Origin of the sequence: Shewanella electrica, assembly GCF_022321485.1 — a bacterium.
GTDB lineage: Bacteria > Pseudomonadota > Gammaproteobacteria > Enterobacterales > Shewanellaceae > Shewanella > Shewanella electrica.
This window is the reverse complement of sequence record NZ_JAKOGG010000005.1, coordinates 147,111-170,663: the sequence shown is the minus strand read 5'-3', so window position 1 is coordinate 170,663 and position 23,553 is coordinate 147,111. Positions and strand designations below refer to the sequence as shown.

At 47.9% G+C, this 23,553-nt stretch carries 26 protein-coding genes; 4 read left to right on the top strand and 22 right to left on the bottom strand.

What is annotated here, in order from left to right:
• Positions 1–71: 71 nt before the first annotated feature.
• Positions 72–665: a hypothetical protein gene (locus tag L9G74_RS09750; RefSeq protein WP_238896117.1), complete on the top strand. Its 594-nt coding sequence runs from the start codon at positions 72–74 to the stop codon at positions 663–665.
• A 289-nt stretch (positions 666–954) separates the two neighbouring features.
• Here L9G74_RS09750 and L9G74_RS09745 read toward each other — a convergent pair whose 3' ends face one another.
• From L9G74_RS09745 to L9G74_RS09655, 19 genes are all read right to left on the bottom strand, one after another.
• Positions 955–1,716, bottom strand: coding sequence for a LytR/AlgR family response regulator transcription factor (locus L9G74_RS09745; protein WP_275297340.1), 762 nt, complete (start codon positions 1,714–1,716; stop codon positions 955–957).
• Positions 1,713–3,371: a LytS/YhcK type 5TM receptor domain-containing protein gene (locus L9G74_RS09740; protein WP_326521512.1), complete on the bottom strand. Its 1,659-nt coding sequence runs from the start codon at positions 3,369–3,371 to the stop codon at positions 1,713–1,715. Before L9G74_RS09740 ends, L9G74_RS09745 begins: the two co-directional genes overlap by 4 nt.
• Positions 3,372–3,490: 119 nt before the next feature.
• A complete protein-coding gene (locus L9G74_RS09735; RefSeq protein ID WP_238896116.1) occupies positions 3,491–4,642 on the bottom strand; it encodes a GGDEF domain-containing protein in 1,152 nt (383 codons plus the stop codon).
• A 344-nt stretch (positions 4,643–4,986) separates the two neighbouring features.
• Positions 4,987–5,535, bottom strand: a complete 549-nt coding sequence (gene ybiA / locus L9G74_RS09730) for a riboflavin biosynthesis intermediates N-glycosidase (RefSeq protein WP_238896115.1) — start codon at positions 5,533–5,535, stop codon at positions 4,987–4,989.
• 169 nt (positions 5,536–5,704) lie between these two features.
• A complete protein-coding gene (locus L9G74_RS09725) occupies positions 5,705–6,979 on the bottom strand; it encodes an HD-GYP domain-containing protein (RefSeq protein ID WP_238896114.1) in 1,275 nt (424 codons plus the stop codon).
• Positions 6,980–7,114: 135 nt separating this feature from the next.
• Positions 7,115–7,315, bottom strand: a complete 201-nt coding sequence (locus tag L9G74_RS09720) for a hypothetical protein (RefSeq protein ID WP_238896113.1) — start codon at positions 7,313–7,315, stop codon at positions 7,115–7,117.
• Positions 7,316–7,376: 61 nt separating this feature from the next.
• A complete protein-coding gene (locus L9G74_RS09715) occupies positions 7,377–7,763 on the bottom strand; it encodes a hypothetical protein (protein WP_238896112.1) in 387 nt (128 codons plus the stop codon).
• A 192-nt stretch (positions 7,764–7,955) separates the two neighbouring features.
• Positions 7,956–8,438, bottom strand: a complete 483-nt coding sequence (locus tag L9G74_RS09710) for a GNAT family N-acetyltransferase (RefSeq protein ID WP_238896111.1) — start codon at positions 8,436–8,438, stop codon at positions 7,956–7,958.
• Between the two features lie 46 nt (positions 8,439–8,484).
• Positions 8,485–9,099 (bottom strand): hypothetical protein, encoded by a 615-nt coding sequence (locus tag L9G74_RS09705; RefSeq protein ID WP_238896110.1) that lies wholly within the window; start codon positions 9,097–9,099, stop codon positions 8,485–8,487.
• 54 nt (positions 9,100–9,153) lie between these two features.
• Positions 9,154–9,555, bottom strand: coding sequence for a GFA family protein (locus L9G74_RS09700; protein WP_238896109.1), 402 nt, complete (start codon positions 9,553–9,555; stop codon positions 9,154–9,156).
• An 82-nt stretch (positions 9,556–9,637) separates the two neighbouring features.
• A complete protein-coding gene (locus L9G74_RS09695; RefSeq protein WP_238896108.1) occupies positions 9,638–9,988 on the bottom strand; it encodes a hypothetical protein in 351 nt (116 codons plus the stop codon).
• A gap of 248 nt (positions 9,989–10,236) precedes the next feature.
• Positions 10,237–10,602, bottom strand: a complete 366-nt coding sequence (locus tag L9G74_RS09690) for a CZB domain-containing protein (protein ID WP_326521511.1) — start codon at positions 10,600–10,602, stop codon at positions 10,237–10,239.
• A 568-nt stretch (positions 10,603–11,170) separates the two neighbouring features.
• Entirely contained in the window at positions 11,171–11,683 is a 513-nt protein-coding gene (locus L9G74_RS09685) for a DUF7716 domain-containing protein (protein ID WP_238896107.1), read from the bottom strand.
• Positions 11,684–11,740: 57 nt separating this feature from the next.
• Positions 11,741–12,172: a hypothetical protein gene (locus L9G74_RS09680; protein ID WP_238896106.1), complete on the bottom strand. Its 432-nt coding sequence runs from the start codon at positions 12,170–12,172 to the stop codon at positions 11,741–11,743.
• A 322-nt stretch (positions 12,173–12,494) separates the two neighbouring features.
• Positions 12,495–13,136: an RIO1 family regulatory kinase/ATPase domain-containing protein gene (locus L9G74_RS09675; RefSeq protein WP_326521514.1), complete on the bottom strand. Its 642-nt coding sequence runs from the start codon at positions 13,134–13,136 to the stop codon at positions 12,495–12,497.
• Between the two features lie 202 nt (positions 13,137–13,338).
• Complete coding sequence (locus L9G74_RS09670) at positions 13,339–13,896, bottom strand: MarR family winged helix-turn-helix transcriptional regulator (RefSeq protein WP_238896104.1); 558 nt, start codon at positions 13,894–13,896, stop codon at positions 13,339–13,341.
• A gap of 193 nt (positions 13,897–14,089) precedes the next feature.
• Positions 14,090–14,821 (bottom strand): glucose 1-dehydrogenase, encoded by a 732-nt coding sequence (locus tag L9G74_RS09665; protein WP_238896103.1) that lies wholly within the window; start codon positions 14,819–14,821, stop codon positions 14,090–14,092.
• A 233-nt stretch (positions 14,822–15,054) separates the two neighbouring features.
• Complete coding sequence (locus tag L9G74_RS09660) at positions 15,055–15,339, bottom strand: hypothetical protein (RefSeq protein WP_238896102.1); 285 nt, start codon at positions 15,337–15,339, stop codon at positions 15,055–15,057.
• A 46-nt stretch (positions 15,340–15,385) separates the two neighbouring features.
• The gene (locus tag L9G74_RS09655; protein ID WP_238896101.1) at positions 15,386–15,688 is read right to left on the bottom strand and encodes a hypothetical protein; all 303 of its coding nucleotides are present in this window, start codon (positions 15,686–15,688) and stop codon (positions 15,386–15,388) included.
• Positions 15,689–16,110: 422 nt separating this feature from the next.
• On the opposite strand from L9G74_RS09655, the gene L9G74_RS09650 reads away from it, so the two are divergent.
• Positions 16,111–19,632, top strand: coding sequence for a DUF3859 domain-containing protein (locus L9G74_RS09650; protein WP_238896100.1), 3,522 nt, complete (start codon positions 16,111–16,113; stop codon positions 19,630–19,632).
• Between the two features lie 162 nt (positions 19,633–19,794).
• Here the strand turns inward: L9G74_RS09650 and L9G74_RS09645 are convergent, their stop codons facing one another.
• From L9G74_RS09645 to L9G74_RS09635, 3 genes are all read right to left on the bottom strand, one after another.
• Positions 19,795–19,947, bottom strand: a complete 153-nt coding sequence (locus L9G74_RS09645; protein ID WP_238896099.1) for a hypothetical protein — start codon at positions 19,945–19,947, stop codon at positions 19,795–19,797.
• 3 nt (positions 19,948–19,950) lie between these two features.
• On the bottom strand, positions 19,951–20,220 hold the full coding sequence (locus L9G74_RS09640) for a YihD family protein (protein WP_238896098.1): 270 nt from the start codon (positions 20,218–20,220) through the stop codon (positions 19,951–19,953).
• 351 nt (positions 20,221–20,571) lie between these two features.
• Positions 20,572–21,753, bottom strand: a complete 1,182-nt coding sequence (locus tag L9G74_RS09635) for a cystathionine beta-lyase (protein ID WP_238896097.1) — start codon at positions 21,751–21,753, stop codon at positions 20,572–20,574.
• Positions 21,754–22,173: 420 nt separating this feature from the next.
• On the opposite strand from L9G74_RS09635, the gene L9G74_RS09630 reads away from it, so the two are divergent.
• Both L9G74_RS09630 and L9G74_RS09625 read left to right on the top strand, forming a co-directional pair.
• Entirely contained in the window at positions 22,174–23,103 is a 930-nt protein-coding gene (locus L9G74_RS09630) for a ZIP family metal transporter (protein ID WP_238896096.1), read from the top strand.
• Between the two features lie 38 nt (positions 23,104–23,141).
• The gene (locus L9G74_RS09625; protein ID WP_238896095.1) at positions 23,142–23,489 is read left to right on the top strand and encodes a DUF3024 domain-containing protein; all 348 of its coding nucleotides are present in this window, start codon (positions 23,142–23,144) and stop codon (positions 23,487–23,489) included.
• The last annotated feature ends 64 nt before the right edge of the window (positions 23,490–23,553 follow it).

The following is a 23,553-nucleotide window of genomic DNA, read 5'->3' as shown; positions in this document are numbered from 1 at the left end:
CTCGCTTCGCTCGTTATTATATCCCACGTATTTTTGCCCATAAGCGGGGCGTTAGTGCTCAGGAGAGCGTCATGGATTCGAGCAAAGTAAGTGAATATAGAAAAAGCATAAAATTCGAACTCGTAAGAGCAAAGCTGGCCTTTGATGAGTTCTTTGGTTATGCGGGCGGGTTTATTACAGAAAAATTTGATGACTCTAATGTCCTTGCCAAGATAAAGATATTTGACGCTTATGCAAGATGGGTTGGCCACCTTTATGAGTCATTACTGGCTCTAGTCAAAATAGAAGATCAAAACTTTGTCTCTGAAAACTCAAGGTGGGATGTCACGGATCCAGAAATTCAATTTGAGGCGCAGAAATCTTTAAATAGGTTCAATGCATTAGTTCAAGCTGGAAAAATTGATCCTAATGGCCATGTGTCTTTATCTCTTGATCCCGATTTTGCATCGGACTTAAGAAAGGCAAGGAATAAGTGTTCCTTCCACTGCACAGACAACCGTGTTCAAAGTGATATTCTTCAAGACTTCATGAATAAGCATCACCATATGGCTCACTGGGCATATTCCGAAATGCTTAACCTACACGGGAATATAGATAAGGATTGTAATCAAGACCTTGGAGCAATAAATCAGTTTTTCACTGTCAGCCACCGCACACTGTCATGAAAAAAGCACTAACAAACAAAGGCTGCGGACCTCAAAGCTGCCTCTTCGCTCTGGTTTTGGTCCGCTGCTTTGGGCGTTAACCCATAGAAATTTTTATCCGAAATTCACCTGATAAAGCCGATGTCCTAACACGCTTTTGTCCAGCAACGAGTTCCGGCAGAGGCCACTAGATGACCGCTCAGTGCGTTTGCTTACCTTTATCATGAACTTAAAAGTGAGCTTATTAGCATCTAATGCTGGTAGCGAGTACAGCTAATTTCCTAATCTCACTTTTACTCAATGCAGAGTGTTATAACTGCATCAACTCTCTAAACGCTTTAATGCGGCTACGGCTGACCGGAATTTGCGTATCAACATCAAACAGTTTTACCAGATAGGTGCTGTTGTACCACGGGATGATCTCTTGCACTTTATTTAAGTTGATGCAGTAGGATCGGTGGCTACGGAAGAACTGCTCTTCGGGTAACTTGTCGATAAATTCGCTGATGGTCATATTGAGTACAAACTCGTCGTCTTTGGTGTAGACGTGCGTTAGCTTTTCATCGGCCGCGACGTAGTAAATGGCGCTGACATCGGTAACAAAGATGCGTTCGCCCTTGGTGAGATTCACCTTTGGGTTACTGCTGCTGGTGGGCGCTTTGGGTGCGGCAGGCGTTGGCTCGGTTGCAGGACTTGCTGGTGCTGGAGCTGAGAGTGCTTCTAGCTTGCTGAGTACACCTTTGATACGTTGTTCATTAAAGGGTTTGAGGATGTAATCAAACGCTTCAATTTCAAAGGCTTCGGCGGCAAAGTCTTTATGCGCGGTAGTAAATACTACGCGCGGTTTCACCGCAAATTGATGGATATTGCGCGCCAACAACATGCCGTCGATTGAGGGCACATTGATATCGAGAAACACCACATCGACTTGCTGCGTTTGCAGGTATTTGAAGGCATCGAGACCATCTTCAAAGGTTTCTACCACATCAAGCTGACTGTGCTTTTGAATGATGTACAGCAGTTCCTCCATCGCTAGAGGTTCATCTTCCACAATAATCGCTTTCATGGTCATGCTTTATCCTGTGCGATAGTAAATGACACCCTTGTGCCGGGTTCGAGCCGCTCAATATTGAGGCCGTGACCGTAGACCAATTTTACCCGTTCATGCACGTTCATCAGGCCGATGTGGTCGCTCGGCACTTGGTCGTTGTAGAGGCTATCAATCACCTGTTTGTCGATGCCGGTACCCGTGTCGGTGACGCTAATGTCGATGCTGCCATCGGTTTGCTGCTTAACGGCAATGTTAACTTCGCCGGGCCCTTTGAGCGGTTGAATACCGTGTAAGATGGCATTCTCGACTAACGGTTGCAGCAGCAGTGCTGGCACTTTCGGGTGCACATCATCCACATCAAAATTCACCGTCAGTTTATGACCAAAGCGGGCTTTTTCAATGGCAACATAATCGCGCACTTGCGTCAGTTCTTCGTGGATGTCGATCAGCTCTTCATTGCGCTTGAGGTTGTAGCGTAGAAAGTCGGCCAGATTGGAAATCAGCTGGCGGGCTTCATCGGGGCGTAGCCGGATCAGCGAAGAAATGGCGTTGAGGCTATTAAACAAAAAGTGCGGATTGATTTTGTTCTGCAACGCTGAGAATTCCGCTTTGGCGGCCATCTGGCGCAAGTTGTCGATGCGCGATACGCCAATCTGAGTAGAGATCACGTGTGACAGACCAATCGCCATCTCTTTCAAAGAGTCGGTAATACGATTCTGGTGGATGTAGTAGATTTTCAGGGTGCCGATGATCTTGTTGTTTTCATGCAGCGGAATGATCAGCAGCGAATGAAAATCGGCGTAGTCGATGCGGTTGCTGATAATCACCTCTCCAGTTTCCACCACTTTGCGGGTAACGCTGCTCATACCGCGATAGTGTTGCCAATAATCCGCTTCGGCGTGACCAACATAGGCTAACACGTTGTCGGTATCGGTAAAGGCTACGGCATCAGCCTGAATATGCTCACGAATAACATTGCATACACTGCTGAGTGCGCTGCGGCTGTTTTCGCGGAAGTAGGGTAGGGTTTTATTGGCGATATCCAGTGCTAGTTTGGCTTGCTGACCGGCAATGCGGTCGTTTTCATTATCTAGGCTTTGTACTAACTGGACGATAAGGCCGATGCTGATGGTGCCGATAATCATCGGGAAGGCGATCGCTTCGACAATTTCCCAGCCGAGCTGGCGGTTATCGGCCATCAATACAATCAATAACATGGTGAGCATTTCACACAACATGCCGCAGGCGATGCCCCAAATCCACAAGCGTTCGCGGCGACAGCGAAAGTACATCCAAGTTGACAGTAAACCGGCGATCACACTGGTGATTAAGCAGGGGATGGAGGTTGGCCCATCAATATCAATCAAATAACGGTGGACGCCAGAGACGATTCCCGCAGGGATGCCCACGGCGGGGCCAAACAGCAAACCACCGGCGACAATGGCGATGATGCGCACGTTCACCAGCGAACCTTCTACATCGATACCGGTATAGGTACTAAATACGGCGAACAGGATGAACATCAACGAGATAACCGCTAACTCGAACGGATGGCGATTTTGATTTTGAAAAATACGTTGGAAGTGACTGGTTCTGGTTAGAAAAAACAACGCCATTAACATTAATGCGGCGCGTTCCAGCACCGCCAGTAGCATCTGCAACTGCTCGCTATACACATCAACCTCCATCGCCAACGGCGAAATCACTGAGTGTGTTAGCGCGATACGCTGCTCAGTGGCGCGTTGCGGCTAACAAGTGAGTAAATTCGACAAGAGACAATAGCTTAACATCAAACTTAGCCGACGATAACGCAGTTTCTGCCCTGTTCTTTGGCGCGGTACAGCGCTTTATCAGCGGCTTTAATAATCTGTTCTGCTTTCGTTTGCTCGGCGCCGTATTCCGCTACACCGATACTGACAGTAATCTGCACTTTTTTATGTGCTTGTTTGCTGTTACTGCGCCGCTGTGCAGACGAGGTTTTGCGTTTACTGCGATCGCGCACCACAAACGGCGTTGATGCAATTAACTCGCGCACTTCATCGAGATAGGCTTTGGCATCTTGCTTGTTTAACGCACTAAAAATAAGCGTGAATTCTTCGCCGCCATAGCGGAAAACTTCGCCACCGCCGCGCACTTCGGCGATTTTACTCGCCACCATCGCCAGCACATCGTCACCCACATCGTGACCATAGGTATCGTTAAACTTTTTAAAGTGGTCGATATCCAGCATGGCTAAGGCATAAGGGCGTGATAGTCCCGCAAGGCGTTCAAATAGTTTACGGCGGCCATTTAGGCCGGTGAGTGGATCGCGATAGGCTAAATCGTGTGAGGTTTTTATGCCGGTGGCTAAGGCGATGAGAATAGCAGCCGTACAGAAAATACTGGAGATATACGGCACATCTAAGCAGTACAGCGGCACTAAATTGGCCAGCATGACAAAAAACAGCCCCGCTTGAATACTGGTTCGCTGCCATAGATAGAGCGCTAAACTCAGCGTGAGTATCAGCAAGGAGCAGATTAGGCCATTACTGCTGATCACGAACAGGTCATAGCTGCGCGGTGCAAAATAGCTATCTAACAGATTGACCCAATATGCGGCATTGAGGATATAAAACGACGTTGATAGGCCGAACACGATTATCGCCAGTCCGTAAAGCGCGGTGGCATTGGTATGGCTTAATCCCCGTTCAGTTAAGCCTTGGTTGAGTAACATTATCAAGGGTAAACCGATGACCAGCAGGGTATACACATAGCGCACCAGCGGTTGATCTATCGGTGCTTGTAGATAATGACGAATGAGTAGGTAGTTAATCAGCGTTAGCAGCACGCTTAGCAGCAACTGCCGTTTGGCAAATTGCAGCGCCAATGCTGCGCCAATCACCACTAAAATATATGGCGCCCACACTAATGGCGTAATCCATTGTGCTTGCAGCTTGTCCTGAAACATTGCGGCAATGCTGGCAAGGAGTAGTAATAAAAAAGCGGGGAGTGTCTGAACTAGTATATTTTGTCGCGTCATCCAGTTAACCAACGTTCTGCCAACTGGGTGGTACATCAGCAGGCTTTTTTAAAAACAGGTGCGGGTCGTTGTTATTAAAGCGACCATGAACTGAAGCAACTTTAATCGGATATGCGGGTAAAAGTAAAATCGCTGTAGCAATCTTTGCGATGCGGTAACTACTTGTTGTAGTGGGGAAGTCTATATTGGTGTGGTTGAGCACTGAGCCAAACTGAGATGCCGTCAACTATGCTAGGGGCTTGGCATAGTTAACGGATATTTCGATTTGACGACTATTGCGCTTGCAGCCGTTCTCGCACCACCATAAGTGCATAACCGAGCAGATTAAGGCCACGCCAGTGTTGTGGCTGCTGGCTATGTTCATCATCCGCAGCTAAGCCGATGCCCCAGATATTGTCGACTGGGCTGGCTTCTACCAGAATACGGTCGCCCGTTTGTAGCAGAAAATCTTGTAACTTTGGCTGTTGAGCAAACTTCAGCAGGTTGCCTTGTACCACGATATCAAACCGCGCCGCATTCCACTTTGCCTCATCAAAATGGCGCACTTTGCGGCCCCATTGTTTGGCTTCATTGGGATGACGGCAGGCAAGAATCTGTTTGGCGGTGTCAATATCATCGAACAACATCGCCTTGTGGTACATCATGTAGTGTTCTGCGGTCGCAAACTGATGTTCGCCGTCGGTGAATGCCGCTTCATACCATTGGCTAAAACAGGTTTTGCTGACGCCAGACTTAGCCGGTTGATGACCCCAGAATAGAATAAATTTGACCGGGTTTACGGCCATATAATCAATAAGTTGTTGGTTTGACGTTATCGACATCAGATCCTCTCTCGTTAACGGCAATCGCAGTGTGGATACGGTAGCTTGTGCGGGCAAATTCCATTTGCGATTAGGCATGTTAAAAGCAGCGAGCCTGCCGTAAATACCAGCGCAGACTCGCGTAAAACGCCATAGTAACACATTATATATGTCTCTGTGACATATTATTTTAAGCGGTAAGTTGATGCATGCGTAAATTGTTGTCGCTGGCGACTAAACCTTTGGCAATACTGAAACAGTCATTTGCTAGACGATGCAGTAACTGCACAATTTCGCCATCCAGTTTGCCTTTGGTGACGTCTTGGTCAAGGATCTGCAACACTTGCTCCAGCGGCATGCCGTCACGATAAGGCCGATCTTGCACTAACGCCTGAAACACGTCGGCCACCGCAATAATGCGTGACTCTATGCTGAAATCCCGTTGATTAGGATGGAATGGATAGCCCGCGCCATTAATCCCTTCATGGTGGAACGCTGCCCAGCGGGCGATATCTTCTAGCCCTTTGATGTGGCGTAAAATCTCATAGGTTTCATAGCTGTGTTGGTTCATGATGGCGCGCTCCACACTGTTAAGTGGGCCGGGCTTTTCCAAAATGTCATCTGGCGTATGCAGTTTGCCGAGATCATGTAGCAACGCGGCTATTTCGACTTTGTCGCATTGTTCATCAAACAGACCGTAGCATTTAGCAATAAACTTGGCTAAATCAGCGACGAGGAGCGAGTGCTGCGCGGTAAATGGGCTTTTTTGATCAACGATGTAAGACAAAATAAGTGATAGCTGCTTTATCTGCGGCAAGGTCAATTGTTGCGGGCTGGCAATGTTGCTCATATCCCATGTATAGCGTGTCACATGGCGGTTTTCTAATGCAATCCAAAACGCCTCGTGCTGCTCAATAGTGACAAAGGCCGCGACTAACTCTGGTGAAAAGTAATGTGGCGCATGTTGGCAGATGGATTGACGAATATCTTGCCGCGCTAACAGGATGTCTTTGCCGTAATGGCTGGCACCCATCACATCAATGCGATCAGAGAGGAAAATGAGATTCGCCATACAGGCATCATGCGGGCTGATCTCCATCTGCTGCAACTGCTGCCAAGGCGTGTGGTGATAACGGATTGGTGTCGCAAATTTGGCAAGTGGCGCGAATGAATTTAGCAGCTTATAGCCAATATCACAGTGCAACTGCGCGTCGGTCCAGTCAAATTGATTGACTAAGTTACTGTGCATCTGCTCGGTAGATACGCCGCAATCATGCAGTAGCCCCAAGTCAAACGCATACTGAATATCCAGCTCGCTAAACCCTAGTTCATGGCCGAGTTGACTGGCGATGTAACCCACTCGCTTTCCGTGATTGGTATCGTTCATCCCTACTAATGAAACCGCAGTTTCAATTGCCAAAATCATCTGCCGTAAATCAATATGGAGATCGGTGGTATCGTCCATTGTTACCCGCTCACAGTTGCTTTAAACATGTGATAAAGCATAGTCCCATTTTTTTGGGATATGCCAGAAAACGGTGCAGTTTGTGAGCTAGGTAGAAGCGCAGTTGATTGCCTGTTAGATCTGAGGCTGTTTTGCCTAGATATCGGCGTCGTTGGGGACTTCCCGCTCGGCACGAGATAGATAGCGCTCTCTAGCAACGCCAACGGCACCTAAAATGATCTGCAATACTGGAAACGCGGGTGAGGTTTGGCCGTCCCAACCCCAAAACAGGTAGGCGGCACTCATAAGGATGGCGCTAGTCCAGAAGGTTTGCATCGCATTGGTTGAGTTAAACATATTCATCCTTAAACTTTCGGTGCTTGCTAAGCGAGCCTCGCGTGATAGGAGGCTGGGGAATTCAGTTTGGCTTGCTAAAGAGTGCGAGTATGGTGTCGCCAATTTTGTGGCAGTTGGCAATGTGCTGTACAAAGCTGGTGTGTTTCTTACCAAATACCACCACGGCATATTGGTCACACGGTTTATCAATGAGCGCAAATTGTTGGCCTTGTGCGAGCGAACGTGGCAGCATCTTGCGGTCATTTTGATATTTGGTAGCTTCATCAAAGTGGGCGAGTGGGGAGCCGTAAGGGCCGAGCACTGCACTCACTAAACCTTGATGTTCTAGCATGCTGAAATCGCCAGTTTTGTTGGAAACTTCGCCCTCGGCATCAATCACCGCCGCGCAAACTAAGCTGTCGCTATGGCGGTCAAGGATGCTGTTCAGTTTGTTTGTCACTGTCGTCATCGTTTACTCATCGCCGCTAGGGGCTGTGTCTCTTTGCTGGTTGTGTTGCCGCTGCCCGAAGGGGCCATTTAAACGGCTCCTAAACTTTGTCGCGTCCAGCTTGCTTAGTTGACTAAGCGTCGTAGACCGCGCCTCGTTCATGACGTATTTAATCTGAACAAAAAATAAACATTATATATAGATAAGCAGCCGCTAGTCGGCGGCAAATTTACTTAATGCTTCGCCTGTCAGGCGGTAAGTTGTCCACTCATCTTGCGGTTTGGCGCCAATGGCTTGATAGAAGTCGATGGCGGGTTGATTCCAATTCAGTACGGCCCATTCAACCCGACCGCAATTGTTGGCGACAGCCAATTTTGCCAAATATTTTAGAATGGCTTTACCGGCACCGCTGCCTCGGTGTTCTGGTGCGATATAGAGATCTTCCAGATAGAGGCCATTTTTGCCTAACCAAGTTGAGTAGTTGAAGAAGTAGACGGCAAAACCAATGGCTTGACCATCAACTTCGCACAGCAAAGCATAGGCGGTGGCTTCAGGCGAAAACAAACTGCGTTCAATGGCAGCTATGTTGGTGGTTACTTCATGTGCGGCTTTTTCGTAGCTAGCCAACTCAATGATAAACTTAAGAATTGTTGCCGCATCTTCTATTTGCGCTGCGCGTATCACTAGATTGCTCATGCTGTTTCCTACTGCTGATGATTAATTCGTTAATGTTGAATCTCAGTTATTCGATATCGGTGGGCGCATGCACTGGGCGGTACAGTGATTTAGCTAGCCCGTGGTCGCGCATAAACTGTGACAGCTGCGGATAGTCGTTGAGGTTGTCAGCACAGCTTACCGGTAAAATATATAGCCCCATCTCAGTGGCGAGTTGCAGCAACGGTAGGCAATCATGCTGGTTTTTGTATTTAAAGTGCAACGTCCAATAGTCTTCAAACCACAGCTCAACCCCCAGTTGCTCAAACACCACATTCGGGTAGTAAATATCGTCAAACTGGTTGGCTAAGTGATTGCTGATATCTTGATTGCCAACATAGCGCGCAAACTGCAAATGTTGCTTGCTGTGGCGCCCTTTAAAGCGATATTTGAGTGGGGCTTCTATCTGTACCAATGCTCGTAAAAATTGCTTGATGGTGTCGGTCCATTGGCTTTGCTGCGCCGCTGAGGCTTCTTTGATGCGGTGGAAGGAATGGCTTTGATGTAACCAATGGTCAAAGATGGTGATGGCTGCCCAGCAACAATCCTCTTTGCTGCACTCATCGTTGCCACGCAGCAAAAAGCCAAACTTGGCTGCGAGCTTGGCATTATCCGTTTTATTAAGATTTAAGAATTTTCGCATAAATAAATGGTGTAATTGAGCGTGCGTGTGGTTAGGTGTAACGCCGTCGCAATGTTATTCAGGGCGTTCGACAAATTGTGGTAGGTCGTCGTGAATGTCATCCCATGTTGCCTTACTGCCAACAAAAATATGGGCGGTTTTATTGACGGCAACATCATCATCCAAGGTCCCAAGGCGTAAGCGCAATATTTCAGGGGCAGAATTACGTTGGCTATAAAGCGGTGAGCCGCAGTTCTTACAAAAATAACGCTGAGCATCGGGGGATGACGCATAACTTTGGAGCAAATCTGCACCGCTTAGCAGTTTGAAGTGACTAGCCGTAACGGCTGCGTTAAAGGCAAACGCTGAACCGTTGGCTTTGCGACACTTTTGGCAGTGGCAAAACATAGCATCGCCTAACTCACCATCAATCTGATAGTGAATACTGCCGCATAAACAACTTCCGTGCAAACTCATGATGATCTCCTTAAAAATTAATCTGTTGGTCTATCGCGACTCACTAACCACAGCCAGCGACACCTGATTTATCCTACATGTTTTAACTGCCAAATGGGTCTTCCAACCACTGCTGTAACTCTGTGACATTGCCAAAAATATAACAACTGGGAAAACGTGTCGGGTATTGATCAATCTTGCCACTACCAACGATGTGCACAACCGCATAACGTCCATCGTTAAGATGTACGACAAGATCATCGTCATCTTTGGCGAGCACGACGGGTTGCAAGCCCCACAGCGGGTGTTGCTCACTCAATTCACCGTTTAGCAGATGCTGCATCCGCATGCGGAAGTCTTGGTCTTTGTCGTCATTAAGTACCCACCAGTGTTCTGGCCAGTGGATCGCTTCTTGAGGAAAATAGAGCTGGTCTAATGCAATCAATCCATTCATTACCAAGTGTCTATCGCTGAAAAATATTGCGTCACCTTAGGCGGAAATGTGCACTAAGGCAATGCCTAACATTGCGGGTTATTGGCTATCGAGTCATGCGTATGCGGCTGATTATAAGTTGCTGCATGAGGATGTGATGTGACGATTTTTTGCTAATAGAGGGGGAAGGATTGGATTGTCGGTGGTCAGCGCAGCGGCGCCCAAGGATACAAAACTAAGTGGCGCCGTTGCCTAACCAAGCTGATATCTTATTCCGACGTGGTAGATTGTTGTTTTTCTACATGGGATAGCGTCGATAGTACGCGAAATTTAAACTCGCTCAAATCTTTGCGGAAAAAGGTCACGTTGCGCATGAAGTAATCGTAATCTTGCTCTTGGACCAGACCTGTGGCCTGCATTTTCATACACATCTCACGCGCACTTTCATGCATTTTGGCATGGAGCTGTTCCATTTTTACAAAGGCTGGCAGTTTGCGTAAATGTTTACTGTTTTCACTGTAAAGCCAGCGGCCAAACTCACAGCTTTGATGAGACTTAGTGCCAATATACTTGTGCTGTATCGGCAGGCGGCACAGTAATATACGCACCAATTCATCGTACCATTGTTGATGCACCAGTGAAGAGTTTTCAACGATATTTAGGGAAGGTGCAAATAAGTCCCGTGCGTGCTCTGCGTTGGCATACCGCTTTCAGATGCAAGGCGCAGTTTGCCGCGAATGGTGAGCCCTTTGCAAAAACTGCAACGTAGCAGATGAAGTGGTATGCCACGCCCTACGGGGATTTGTAAGCTAAAGCATTTCTTCGTTAGCCAACTTTGCCATGCTCCAGCATGTCAGCAGTTAGCTGCCTTGAACTGCAATCGCTTACGAATCCAGAGTGTCGCGAAGACTTGTTCGCACCTTCCCTCGTACTTGCTTCACTTCTTCGAATGACAAGGTTTTCATGAATGAGCACTCCTTACTCGTTCAGTGGATAGCAATAGTCGAGCAGGTGGGTGCGGTGAGGACTAGCTTATCCTGTTTTAGATAACGGCTTTGGGCATCCATGCTGCTGTTATTTCAACATAGTGATAAGGTGGCGTTTTGTACAGTTCGCGATAGCAATAAATGTTGCACCAGTGGGTTAGGGCGGAGCATTTGTGGCTAAGATTATGACTAATATGCACAAGTCACATTCGGCGGGCTAATCTGAGAACGGGCAGGGCTTATGCTGGATCATTTCAAAATGGTGAACTTTGCAAAATACGCTGCCTTCAATGGCGCCGCGTTGGCAAGTGCTGTTTTTGCATGGCTGATCTATGCGTTCTTGCCCGAGACAGTCGTAAAAGTCGCGGTCGCGTTGTTGTTGCCAGGTTTCAAGTGATGGAGGCTGATAACCTGAATAGGGCAGAAAGGCATCGTAATCGTAGTAATACTGAAAAGATTCCAGTAGCAGCTCGTCAGTGAGCGGTTCGGCTAACTGACTTGCGGATGCCACAATACTCTCAATCATAGCTGACTCTAACGTAGCAACTAGCCCCAACTCGGCGGCAATTAGCGGCTCCTCATCTTCATCAATTTGGTCATCTGGCAAGGTATCGACGTCAATGATTTGCCCAAGCGTGTCTGGCTGCCACGGTTGCTTGGCCGGAAGATACAACCACCCTTGTGCTAAGCCGTTTGGGGCCCGTTTTAAGATTTGGATCAGCGGTTCCATAATGTAAGTCCTTGACCTGTATTGCAGTGCAACAGTCCGATTTGCGGTGGGCTGAGTTTACGATGTGGCGATGTTATTGAGTATTTGCATCACTTGCTCTTGATAGCCATCAGCCGATTTAACCCCAAGCTTGATTAAGGCGTGCTCATCGCTAATCCAGATAAACTGATTAAACATTGGGCTGCCCCAATCGAGTAACAGATACATTTGCTCGCTAGCGACGGCGATTTGGTCGATATTCCGCTTACCGCTACTGAGCAACGTTAGCATCTCATTGGCGATTATCACGCTGTCGTGTTCTGTCACCGGGGTTAAGATTAAGTCGAGTTGCTCTTCACCACGCAAAGATTTATTGGCGGCGATTGCAATCATCCAATCGGGGAACTCGTCATGATCTCTGATGTAATCATCGGCTAACTGAATAAGTTCCTGTTCAGTGAGTAAACCGATCTTTGCTTGGATAATCCAATTCCGTGCTGTTGCTTTCATGATGTGAGTTATATCTTTGAGAAAAATAGCAATTTGAAAATCAGTCAGCGCTGAGTATTTCAAGATGCAGGCATTCTAACGCGTAATATTGGCAAGGTGTAGCCGTTTTACTTTGCTGGATAATCGGCGCGGTGAGAGTTCGTTGGCCGACAACGAAGAGGGGCATTGGTTGCTATGGAAAGAGGGCGGTACGCGGCAAGCTCACTCCGTTTTCTTCATTGCCCATCGCAGTTAATGCCAATGCAGCAACTGTCACGATATTGATTTAATGAGGAAGAGCGGAGAGAGCCAGCCTAGCGGAACGATAGTGATAACTGAGTTATCAGAACAGCTCCATAAAACTACGCACCAAATCCATACTCAAAATACTCGCGGCCATGGCTTTGAGCTTCAAATTCATGCGGTGAATTGGGTAACCGCGGAACACCCAGAGTTTGCGCGTGGCATTGTACTTCGTAAGGAAGGTTTGCTTATGTCGTGGCAATTGTGTGGCACCATAGCGCGTCCACGCCTTATAAGCACCGGTGATATCGGCATAACGCATGAATTTTTGCAGCCATATCGGAAACTTGTGCCAGCGCATGCAAGATTGAAAATCGATGATGGCAGGGTTGCCATGGTCGTCGATCAAAATGTTTTCCATGTTGCGTAGATCTAGGTGTACCCAGCCTCTGGCATGGATTTCACGGATCATCTGCTCAAGTTTGTGTAAAAAACTTGGCTGCAATTGGTGGCCTTTTTTGGCATAACCTTTGAGGGTGTCCCCTTCAAAGTAGCGATAGGCGATGGTGTAGTCTGTCAGCAGATAGCACTCAGGCGTGATACCTTCGATGCCTTGCAGCGCAGACATAGCGGCATATTCCTGTCGAATAGATAACCGCCCCATAGTGTTTTTTACGAGCCAGTTTCGACTGGAAAAGTCTTTGATTACTAAATTGTAACTATCGTCCTGATAGCGATACACCACCGCATTGGCGAATCTTCCCTCGTGAAGAATCTGCAAATGTTCTTGATTAAAATCGTGCCCTAGAATCTTTGCAGAGAGGAAATCGATGACAGTTTGCAATTTTGCCCTCTCGTTAATAATTGCTTAAGCAACACATGATACCCCATATGCTTGACTAGGCAACTATGTTGGCGTGAGAAGGCGCTTGGTTGGGGGTTAATTAGTCAAGATTCTTACGACAATGAACCAGCATTGTTAAAAATTCAGTACGCTTTGCTTCTGAAATACCGGCAAATGCCAGTTCACATACGCTATTAGCAACGGGCATTGTCTGCGGAAACAGGCTTGCGCCTTTTTCTGAAAGGGCCAACTTAAACTGGCGGCCATCATGAGGGCACGGCTTTCTTACGATAAGATCTTTCACCTCCATGCGACATAACATGCGGCTCATGGCACCCTTATCGTGTTGCATTATGTCACACAGGGTTGCCAAGGTATCTGCTTGGCCGTTGGCGATAAGTTTGATGGCAGCGAACTGGGCGGCGGTAAGATCGAACGGTTTTAACGCCTCATCTAATTTTGCCATCATTTGATTGCGTAACGAGGTGATCAGTTTACCGAGATCACTCGCACTTACCGTATTACAGCAGGACATTGCCGCCATTAAATCTGCGTTCGACATCTTAATTGTTTCTAGTTGTTCGGGTGGCATAGGGTTGTTATTTATGACTTTCTTACAGACTATGTGCTCTGACAACGCTGAATGCAAAAAATTCAATCTAGCATATTCTCTTCGCGCAATCAGCGTAAGGGCGTACCAACATTCATCGGTTTAGCTTAGGTTTTTGCGAGTGGGCTAACTAGGGACTGTAGCCTTTAAAGTGGACGAGGCATCACTGGTCGTGTCCCATTCATAGTGCGTTGATGTTGAACAAAAACAAAACAGCAACAGCCCGTCATGGTTGATGCTGCTATTTACCGCCTGCGATATCAATAAATGAACCGGTGACATAGGACGCCTCGTCCGATAATAGCAAGGCAATGGCGTTGGCGACTTCCTCTGGTGTGCCACCGCGTTGTAGCGGAATTTGTGGGCTCAAACGTTGTACGCGATTTGGTTCGCCACCATCGGCGTGAATATCCGTTTCAATAAACCCCGGCCGCACGCTGTTGACTCTGATATTTTTGGCGGCCAATTCCAGTGACAGCCCTTTAGTCAGTGAATCCATCGCCCCTTTTGATGCGGCATAGTCGAGATATTCAAACGGCGCGCCGGAACGTGCGGCGGCAGAAGAGACATTGACGATAGCACCGCCATTGCTGCATTGCTTAACGAAGGCTTGAGTGCACAGAAAGGTGCTGAGCACATTGGCGGTCATCACTTTCATAAAACGTTCGGCACTGATGTGGCTCAGGTCCGTTTTCTCAAACAAAATACCGACATTATTGACTAGGTGCGTTACCGCCCCAAACGCGTTTTGCGCTGTTGCAAATAAGCGCATGACTTCAGACTCAACCGCGACATCGGCTTGCATCATCATCGCTTGACCACCGAGCGCCTTTATCTCTTGGCAAGCTTGGCGTGCGGCGGAATGATTGCTGAGATAGTTAACCACTACGTTGTAGCCTTGTTTGGCTAATAGTTGGCAGGTTGCCGCGCCAATGCCGCGACTGCCGCCAGTGATAATTGCTGTCTTTTGCAAAGCTGAGTCCTTCTGTTGCTGCTCTCTTTGAGATGCTGGCCGATATGTTGCAACCGCCGTTATTCAATGCGCTCGCCAATGGAGAGTATTTGGTCGTGGCAGTAGCACATTACCGTGCGGCTAGGGTTATGTAGCACAATCGCATCATCGCGACTGGGCATAAATAACTCAGTCCAATGCAGTAAAAAATCATGCGTGCTCACTACACAAATGCTGCTAGGCCCGTAGATGATTTACACTGTACCATCGCTAGGGAAATGGCTCGCTAGTCTGTGACTTGCTACCGAATCACTGGTTATGCGATGTTCGATGATGTTAGTAACAGAATCGCTATGCAGGTTATGGCTGCCAGTTGCCATGTAGTGACAGGCGAACTCATAAGCGTGTTTCGCATGCGTTTTATCTAACCACCTGACGGCGATATTCAGCGCGTTAAAGTCCTGCTCTCGGTAATTCATCTCGGCAAATAATCCTTTATTTGGGGCGGTAAGTACAAACTGGCGGAGGCGCTGTCGCATTCTATTCACGCTCGCAATGACTCTTGGACTTTTGTTGGGCGAGCCCTTACTGCTCGTCGGTCTGAATAACACTCAGATCGAGTTGTCCTGCTTTATATAGCTGCCATTGCAACCAAGCTTCGGGCGCATACAGGTCGTGGTAACCGCGCTGTTGGATCAGCGCAGGTATCAAGGTTTGCGGTTGACTCACTTTGGTTGCTTTATCACGGATATTATTCACTTCGTTTTCGGTGAGCGGCCGTCCGGCTAATTCTTCTGCTCGCGTGAGTAGTGCCACCAATGCGGGAACAAAGACCTCAACCATAGGGTCTTCGCTGGTTGCATTGGGTGTTTGACTCTCCATCGCCATGATTACTCCTAGTTAATTGTGTGCTTAGGATTCCTAAATAAGGCAGCTGAGCTTATCAAGATAGGGCGTTTAATGCACTCGAGCGTCGACTACCGCTTGTGGCTGAATGAGACAAAATTATTGGTCTTTGGCTTCAGTGGTAGCGCTAATGGTTATGGTGGCGCCCGAGAAGCCACTAGCCTACCTCGACTATGTGAAGTATCGCGATAATTGGTTTTTCTATTTCCCAATTACCTGTTTTAACGCATGCACCTTGCGGCAAAATTCGTTATCATCGCGCCTCTGAAATTTTTAGTAACTCTCTCATTACACAGGTAAATTACTGCCGTGACGCACTATTGTTAGGCAGTAATAAGGTTGGCAGCTATTTGTCGAGCTTGCGCCTGAAAGATATACGGATATTTTGAAAAAAGGACCTTGTCATGGCATTTGAAGCGAAAGCGGCCAAGTACACCATTGCTTACTCTCCCACTGATGTGGCATCTATCCGTGCGGCGCTGCGTGCATACGGCGAGCTCATTGCTACTGGCAAAGGATTTGAACACGATTTTTGTCTGGTGGCTTTTGCGCCTGATGTAGATGTTATCTCGCTAGATTTTTTTTCAGCGCAAAACACCATCTGGCAGTTTCTGGCACAGGGCCTTGGCGATGATACGGCAAAGAAAGGTGTTAATCTCATTGAGGTAACGTTGACCGAAACACTATTTTTTGCCTGTGCGTTACAGCATCCAGAGCTAAAAGATGATGTAAAACAAGCCTGTGAAGACATTGTCAGTTTTGCGAGAGAAACCAACGATTCGGCAGAAATGTGGCTAACCTACGAAGATCCATTTGGCCTAACACCGCTATTACTCACCGCCACGTTATACCCTGAATATGGCTATTTACTCGCGGGCTATTTGATCCCTTATTGGGATGATGAACATATGCCCGAGCCATTGTCTTTGCTTGAACAGTGGCGTGCGTCGCTAGGGATCACCGCCGATACGCTCAAAGCTTTTTGTTACTGTGATAATAGCAACGCGCGCGCTGCTATGTTGGGATATGACGTCGAGTGTGAAGAGGTTAAACCGCTGGCCGCTGCGGAACGTTCTTTTGATTTAATTAGCTTTTTCAGAGAGAGCGATAGCAACTACCAGCTGTTTAAAGATTTGCTGGTGGAACGTTTTCAACAGCAAGCCTTTTTGCAATATTCCAGCAATCTTCTTACCGACAATCCGTTGCAGAACATGCTGATGGACATGATGTTACTGCACTATCCGTACAACTCTTGGGATGACGATTTCGACCCTGACTTGTACCTGACTCAGCAATTCATCGACAGCTCCGCTGAAGTGGCGCTGCTTGAGCTAACAACTTACGTAGAACAGCAACTGGGTCGCGGGTTGCTGGACTTTCCGCAAGGCGAAACTCGGTTGCGCAAAACAGCACCTGTTGCTGACCTAGTGCCGGATGAAGCGCCAAACATCAGCTTGGGTGAGGACTATCATCACGAATGGCTACGAAAGCTAACTCGAGAACTTGAAGGCTTTGGCCTTTATGGCGACACCGTTAAAGCTGATGATTTGAACGAGTGGTATCAACTGATTGTCGGCAACCATGCAGAAGCGCTAACGCTTGTGCCAGCCACATTGCTGAATATTGCGGATGACGACGAGCCAGATGACAAGCTGATTGTGGCTAACCTCGTGTTGGCGGCGCTTATTTTGCAACGCGAACCTCACAACAATGCCTTGGCTAAGGCTGCGGCAGTATATCTGGATACTTGTGCTGTTGAGCAATTGCTAAAGGATTTATGGCAAAGCACTGACTTGCCGCAGCAGTACTTAGTCGACATGTTGCAGCCAAACAGCGTTAACACGCTTAGCCCACGTCATCAGCAAGAAATTGCTGAAAAATTGCCAGTTAAGTCGGCCTTATGTCATTACATTGCTACCGGGATTTATGCTGTTAATGGTGAGTCCCTCAGCTCAGACGCCAGCGATAACGCCGCGCTTAGCGCCATGCAGAAGCATTTGACCTGCAAAAGCCATGAAATTTCCGCTCAGCAACCACAAATCCGCTGGTTCGGTAACACCAGTGAAAACACCCAAAAGCTGCTGTATGTCGCACATATTGCTGCACAGCATCAGCAACTAGCGTGTGCTGCGTCGCTGAGCCGATTGTTAAAACTTACTTTCGCGCTGGCACCAGTGCGGGTAAGTCTTTTGTTAGCGAAGGTATATCAAGAGGATGAATACCTCACTGATGACCATGACAAGATGCAGCAAATGCTGGATTTATTCATGCAGCAAGGATTGTCAGAGGCGGGGTATTGGGCTTTTATCATGGAGCAATATGCGCGCTACGAGGATGTTGACGAAGAGCCACGTTACGCACAACTGTTAACTGACTGGATTACCAGAAATCAACCCGCGCCGAAAAACACCTTCCTATCGACGCAAAAACTGAAAAAGCGTAAAACACTGGAGGCGGCGACGCAGTTGCTGCCTAGAAGTCAGCAACTGACGTTATTAAATGATGCTGCCGAACTGTTCCCGGAGCATGATTTCAGCAGCGATTATGACCAGATTTTACTGGATATTGTCAGCCGCTCACTGCAACGCGAAGGGGCTGTGTTTGATGTGCCGGTTTACTTCAAAAATCGGCTCATTAATCAGCAGTTGTATTGTGAATATATTGCCAGCTATGAGTGGGATCGCCATCCCGCGCTTATCGAGCAAATTTTTAAACAGACACCCGTTGGCCAACCAGATAATCTCACCAGTCCAGTCGAGTATTATCAGCAACAGCTTGAACGCCAACGTGATCAATATATTGTGCTGCAAAAACAACAAGCGCAACTGGTGCCAGTGTTTGGCAATGCCTTGTTGTGGGCGATTCAACAAGGTGCGTGCGAGCATAGTTCAGATCAAGCCAACATTCATTTCATCATCATCGATAGCAGTTGCCCACAAGCGAATTACGACGAACTACTGCGCTTGGCATCTGAAGCCGATTTTGCACACTACGTGCGCCAGCAGGCGTTGGACTTTATCCGCGGAGCGGTAAGCAGTGACCAAGCGCAACATCTCTTGGGCAATGCCATTAACCCTCGAGGGTTCATTGAGCGGCGTAGTTATCACGATGTGGAACTAAGTGATGTACTGTTGAACACCAGCCCAACGCTACAGCACAATACGCTACGGTTACTCGGGATGGTGTCTTATCAATGCCTACAACTCGATTTGGCGTTAAACGAAACCGCATATTTTGAGCTATTGATGCGCGTTGATGTCGATAAGCAGGCGATCCTCAAAATGTTGCTGGCCAACAACAATATCGCCTGTGTGGCGCAGCTCGCTCAACGCATCGATATTCGCTCACTGGTGCCGCAAGAGAAAATCGCTGATCAAATTACGATGCTGACAGTATTGGCGCAGCAGCCAAGCTATGGCGCGTTTGTGCTGAGTATGGCACAGAGTGAGTCGTTAAAACTGCGCCAGCATGTGCAGGTGCTGATAACCCAACATGGGTTGAAATCTTACTCTGACTCCGCCTTTCATATTGTTGATTTTGGTGTGTATGAAATGGCGGGCAATACCGACCCAGAAAGCTGTTCAACCCGAAAGACCGCGAGAGAACCGCAATGTATTGTTGCTACCACTGAAATCACGCCTTTGCTTGGTATGTTTTTTGGCTTTCGGTTTACCGCTACCGAACCCGCCAATGCGCCGCGAGTGTTGGTACATGATGTCCACGTGGTGCATCCGGTGTTTGATGCCCATAGCCAAACCGTAAAAATGCACACATCGACCTGGCAACAAAATGGCTACAGCAACACGAATATTTTTCTTGGATGGCATTTTGAAACCGCGGATGAACTCATTGCCGGGCAATATCATTTCTCCGCAGTAAGCACCGATGGCACCTTGCTCGCAGAAAAGACGTTTACTGTGTTATAGCGCTAACGTTTTAGTCTCACTTTTCTCTAGTGAAGTAGTGGTGATTCAATATTTAGCAATGGCTACTACTTTTTTTTCAAAGGCACCATGGTATTTGTACATGGCGTAATACACGGTATCTTTACTATCAATCTTGCCGAGTGATAAATAGTCAACAACTTCCTAAAAGGGGATTGCCATTTCGGCCAATCTCTTTTTAAGAAAAATGTAGTCTTCTTTCGCATCCGACATGTGGTCAAATGCGTAATTAGGTTCCGCATCAGCTATCAATGCGCCACCGCTGAGTTCGTCATCTCGTTTCCACCATTTTCTCACTTGTTACTCATCCAACATTCCCCTTGCTCGCAGGATCTCTGTTTTGAAATCAGCAACATAATCTTTCTGAATGCCGGGGATTGGGGCGCTGCTGTCCATGTCTCGCATTTTTAGTTGATAAATCAGTACGTCGTCGGACAGTTCACTAAGGTTGCCTTTAAAACCAGCTTCATCAGCTAATTTTTGCAGAAATTGCACGAGATTGAGGTTAGGGTCTTTTTGCCAAGCGGGATTTAGCATGTCGAGTAATTCATTGATGCGATGGCTGCTCATAGTGCGTTCTCCGTTCCTTGTCGAGAGTGTCATTCGAGAGTAGCAGCGCTGGTGCGGGCTGCAAAGCCCTATGGTGGATTAATCGTTGATGCTGCTATGTGGCGCACAGTTAATATGTGCTGATGTGCTGATGTGCTGATGTGCTGATGTGCTGATGTGCTGATGTGCTGATGTGCTGATGTGCTGATGTGCTGACGAAAATACTTGAACTGGCGTTGGCAAAGCTAGCATGTTGCGGGGATAACAACGCAGGTACAGTCAGTTACGACAACGCCGCTGATGGTTGGCGCTCAGTTGGTGCGAGCCTAACCATCAGCGGCGAGATTTATGGAACTACGTTTATGTAGGCGATTATGCGCCTAATGCGGCGTGGTAACGGTCGAAGGCGGCTTCCAAGTCGGCAATCAAATCTTCAGTGTCTTCTAGACCAATGTGCACGCGGAACATCGGTTTGCTGCTGTCCCATTGGGTCGCAGTGCGAATTCTCTCAATGCCAAATTCGGCCAAGATCAAGCTCTCGTAGCCGCCCCAAGAGAAGCCCATTTTGAAGTGTTCCATGCCTTCGACAAACGCTTGCATCGCTTTTTTATTGCCGCCTTGTTTCAGCACAAATGAGAACAAACCGTTGCTGCCAAGGTAATCACGTTTGAAAAATTCATGGCCGGGGCAGGATGGGAAAGCCGGATGGCGAATATGATCAACATCGTCACGGGCATCGAGCCAGTGGGCGATTTCCAATGCATTTTTCTGTTGCTGCGCTAAACGAATGCCTAGCGTGCGTAAGCCGCGCAGGGCGAGGTACGCATCATCAGCCGACACACATTGCCCGAGTAAATAACTGTTTTCGCGCAGTTGTGGCCAGTATTGTTCAGTGGCGGTGGCGGTGCCCATCATTACATCGGAATGGCCGACAATATATTTGGTTGCCGCTTGAATAGAGATATCGATACCGAGTTCAAATGGGCGGCAGTTGATTGGGGATGACCAAGTGTTATCCAGCATGGTGATCAGCCCGTGCTGATGGGCGATGCGGCACAGGGTGGGCACATCTTGCACTTCCATGGTGATGGAACCTGGCGATTCTAAAAACAGCACTTTGGTATTTGGGCGGATCAGCGCTTCAATGCCCGCGCCAATCAGCGGGTCGTAATAGGTGGTTTCAACGCCATAACCTTGAAGGATTTTGTCGCACAGGTCGCGGGTCGGTTCATACACGCTGTCTACCATCAACAGGTGATCGCCACTTTTGAGGAATGACAGCAGTGCGCCACTAATGGCTGCAGCACCCGATGGATACAATGCAGTGCCTGCACCACCTTCGAGTTCGGCAATGGCGGCTTGCAAGGCAAAGTGAGTATCGGTGCCGCGACGACCATAAAACATTTCACCTTCACCGCGTTTGGCCGCAGCGTGGCTCATCTGTTCTAACGTATCAAAAATCACGGTAGAAGCGCGTACGACTGGCGGGTTTACAACCCCTTTACTCCATTTTTTATCGCGTCCGAGTGAGACGATCTGAGTGGCTTTTTTCATTTGAGACTCTATTACGGCAACCAACGAATGAGGGTTTGTTAGCAAGATGCACAACACACCTTGGATTCACTTGTGGATTGGCATCTTAACACCTTATTTAGCGATTTGTCGGCGCAAAAACAGCAAATGCGTTAATGAAAAATGCTCATGTGTCGCCGCCAGATGGGGCCGACGATTGGCGATAAGCCACAATATTGCTTATCGGTTAGCTTAATCGAGCGATTCAATATGACAGTTTGCGATACTGCAGGTAGAGTGGCTAGCAATAATGTCGCGCCTATAAAACAACGCAACCGCCATTGGTGAGCTAATGTGGCGAACACACTCAATAAGAAGTGATTCGCGGCGATAGTTGACCGATTTTTTGGCTCGCAGCGTATTGCTATGAGCCGCATGACACCTGTCTGTACGAGGATTTTTATGGATTTTAGTGTTCAATCAAAGGGTTCTTGGTGGGAAATTTTGCGCGACCACGCTAAAGCTCATCCGTTGATGGCAACTGCGCTACTTGGCTCATTATTGCTGGTCATTGCGTTATTTGTGCAAAGTCTATTACTGCTGGAATCTCCCGAACAGCGCCAATTTATGCAATATGCGGCGTGGGGCGGTTTAGCCTGTTTTGTTGGTACCAGCGTTGGTGCTATTCCCGCATTGCTGTTGAAAGCGATTCCACAAAAACTAGAAGATGCCATGCTGGGGTTCGCCGCAGGCATGATGTTGGCCGCCTCTGCGTTTTCACTGCTGCTGCCGGGGATTGAAGCGGGCACAGAAATCACCGGCAGTAACATTGCTGGTGGTGGTTTGGTGATTTTGGGCATGGCTGTTGGTGTGGCGTTGATGATGGGGTTAGATCATTTCACCCCGCACGAACACGCGCAGATTGGCCCCTGTGGCCCCGGAAATGAACGCTGTGGCCGTGCTTGGTTATTTGTATTCGCTATCGCGTTGCATAACTTTCCTGAAGGAATGGCGGTAGGTGTGGGGTTTGCGCAGGGGGATGTTTCTATCGGCTTGCCGTTGACCACCGCGATTGCGCTACAAGATATTCCCGAAGGTTTGGCTGTAGCGTTAACGTTACGTGCGGTAGGTTTTACGCCACTGTTTTCGGTGCTGGTGGCATGCGCTACCGGATTGCTTGAGCCATTAGGCGCATTGTTAGGCGTAGGCTTAGCGGGTGGATTTATGTTGGCTTATCCCATCGGCTTGGGGTTGGCAGGCGGGGCAATGTTGTTTGTGGTGTCGCATGAGGTGATCCCCGAAACCCATCGCAATGGTCACCAGATGTTAGCCACCCAAGGGCTGATGGTCGGCTTTGCATTGATGATGATTCTTGATACCACGTTGGGGTAATATGCCGCTCCATCAATGGCAGGCCAATTGAGAGAGCTATGGCTTTAAGTGAATTTGAAATAAAGAAGATTGAAAAAGCGGCTGAAGCATTTCTCGCGGTGCGTCGACCTGCACCAAGTATCAGGGATAAGTGGGATATTGGCTGGCGTTTGGAACAACAGTCGGTGTTTATCTTTGAGACGCGTCCGCTTTGGCAAGATCCATCGCAATATCAGGATATTGAGGTGGCAAAAGCCACCTATGTCCAAAGCCAGCGCGTTTGGAAAATTTACTGGCAGCGCCAAGATTTGAAATGGCATAGTTATGAGCCGGATAGCCAAGTTAAAACCATTGAGCAAGTTTTCGATGTTATTAACCAAGACGAGCTGGGCTGCTTTTTTGGTTAAGTGATACTCACTGCTCTTTGATAGCATTTGATAAAAACGGCGAGGCATGCAGCTTCGCCGTTTT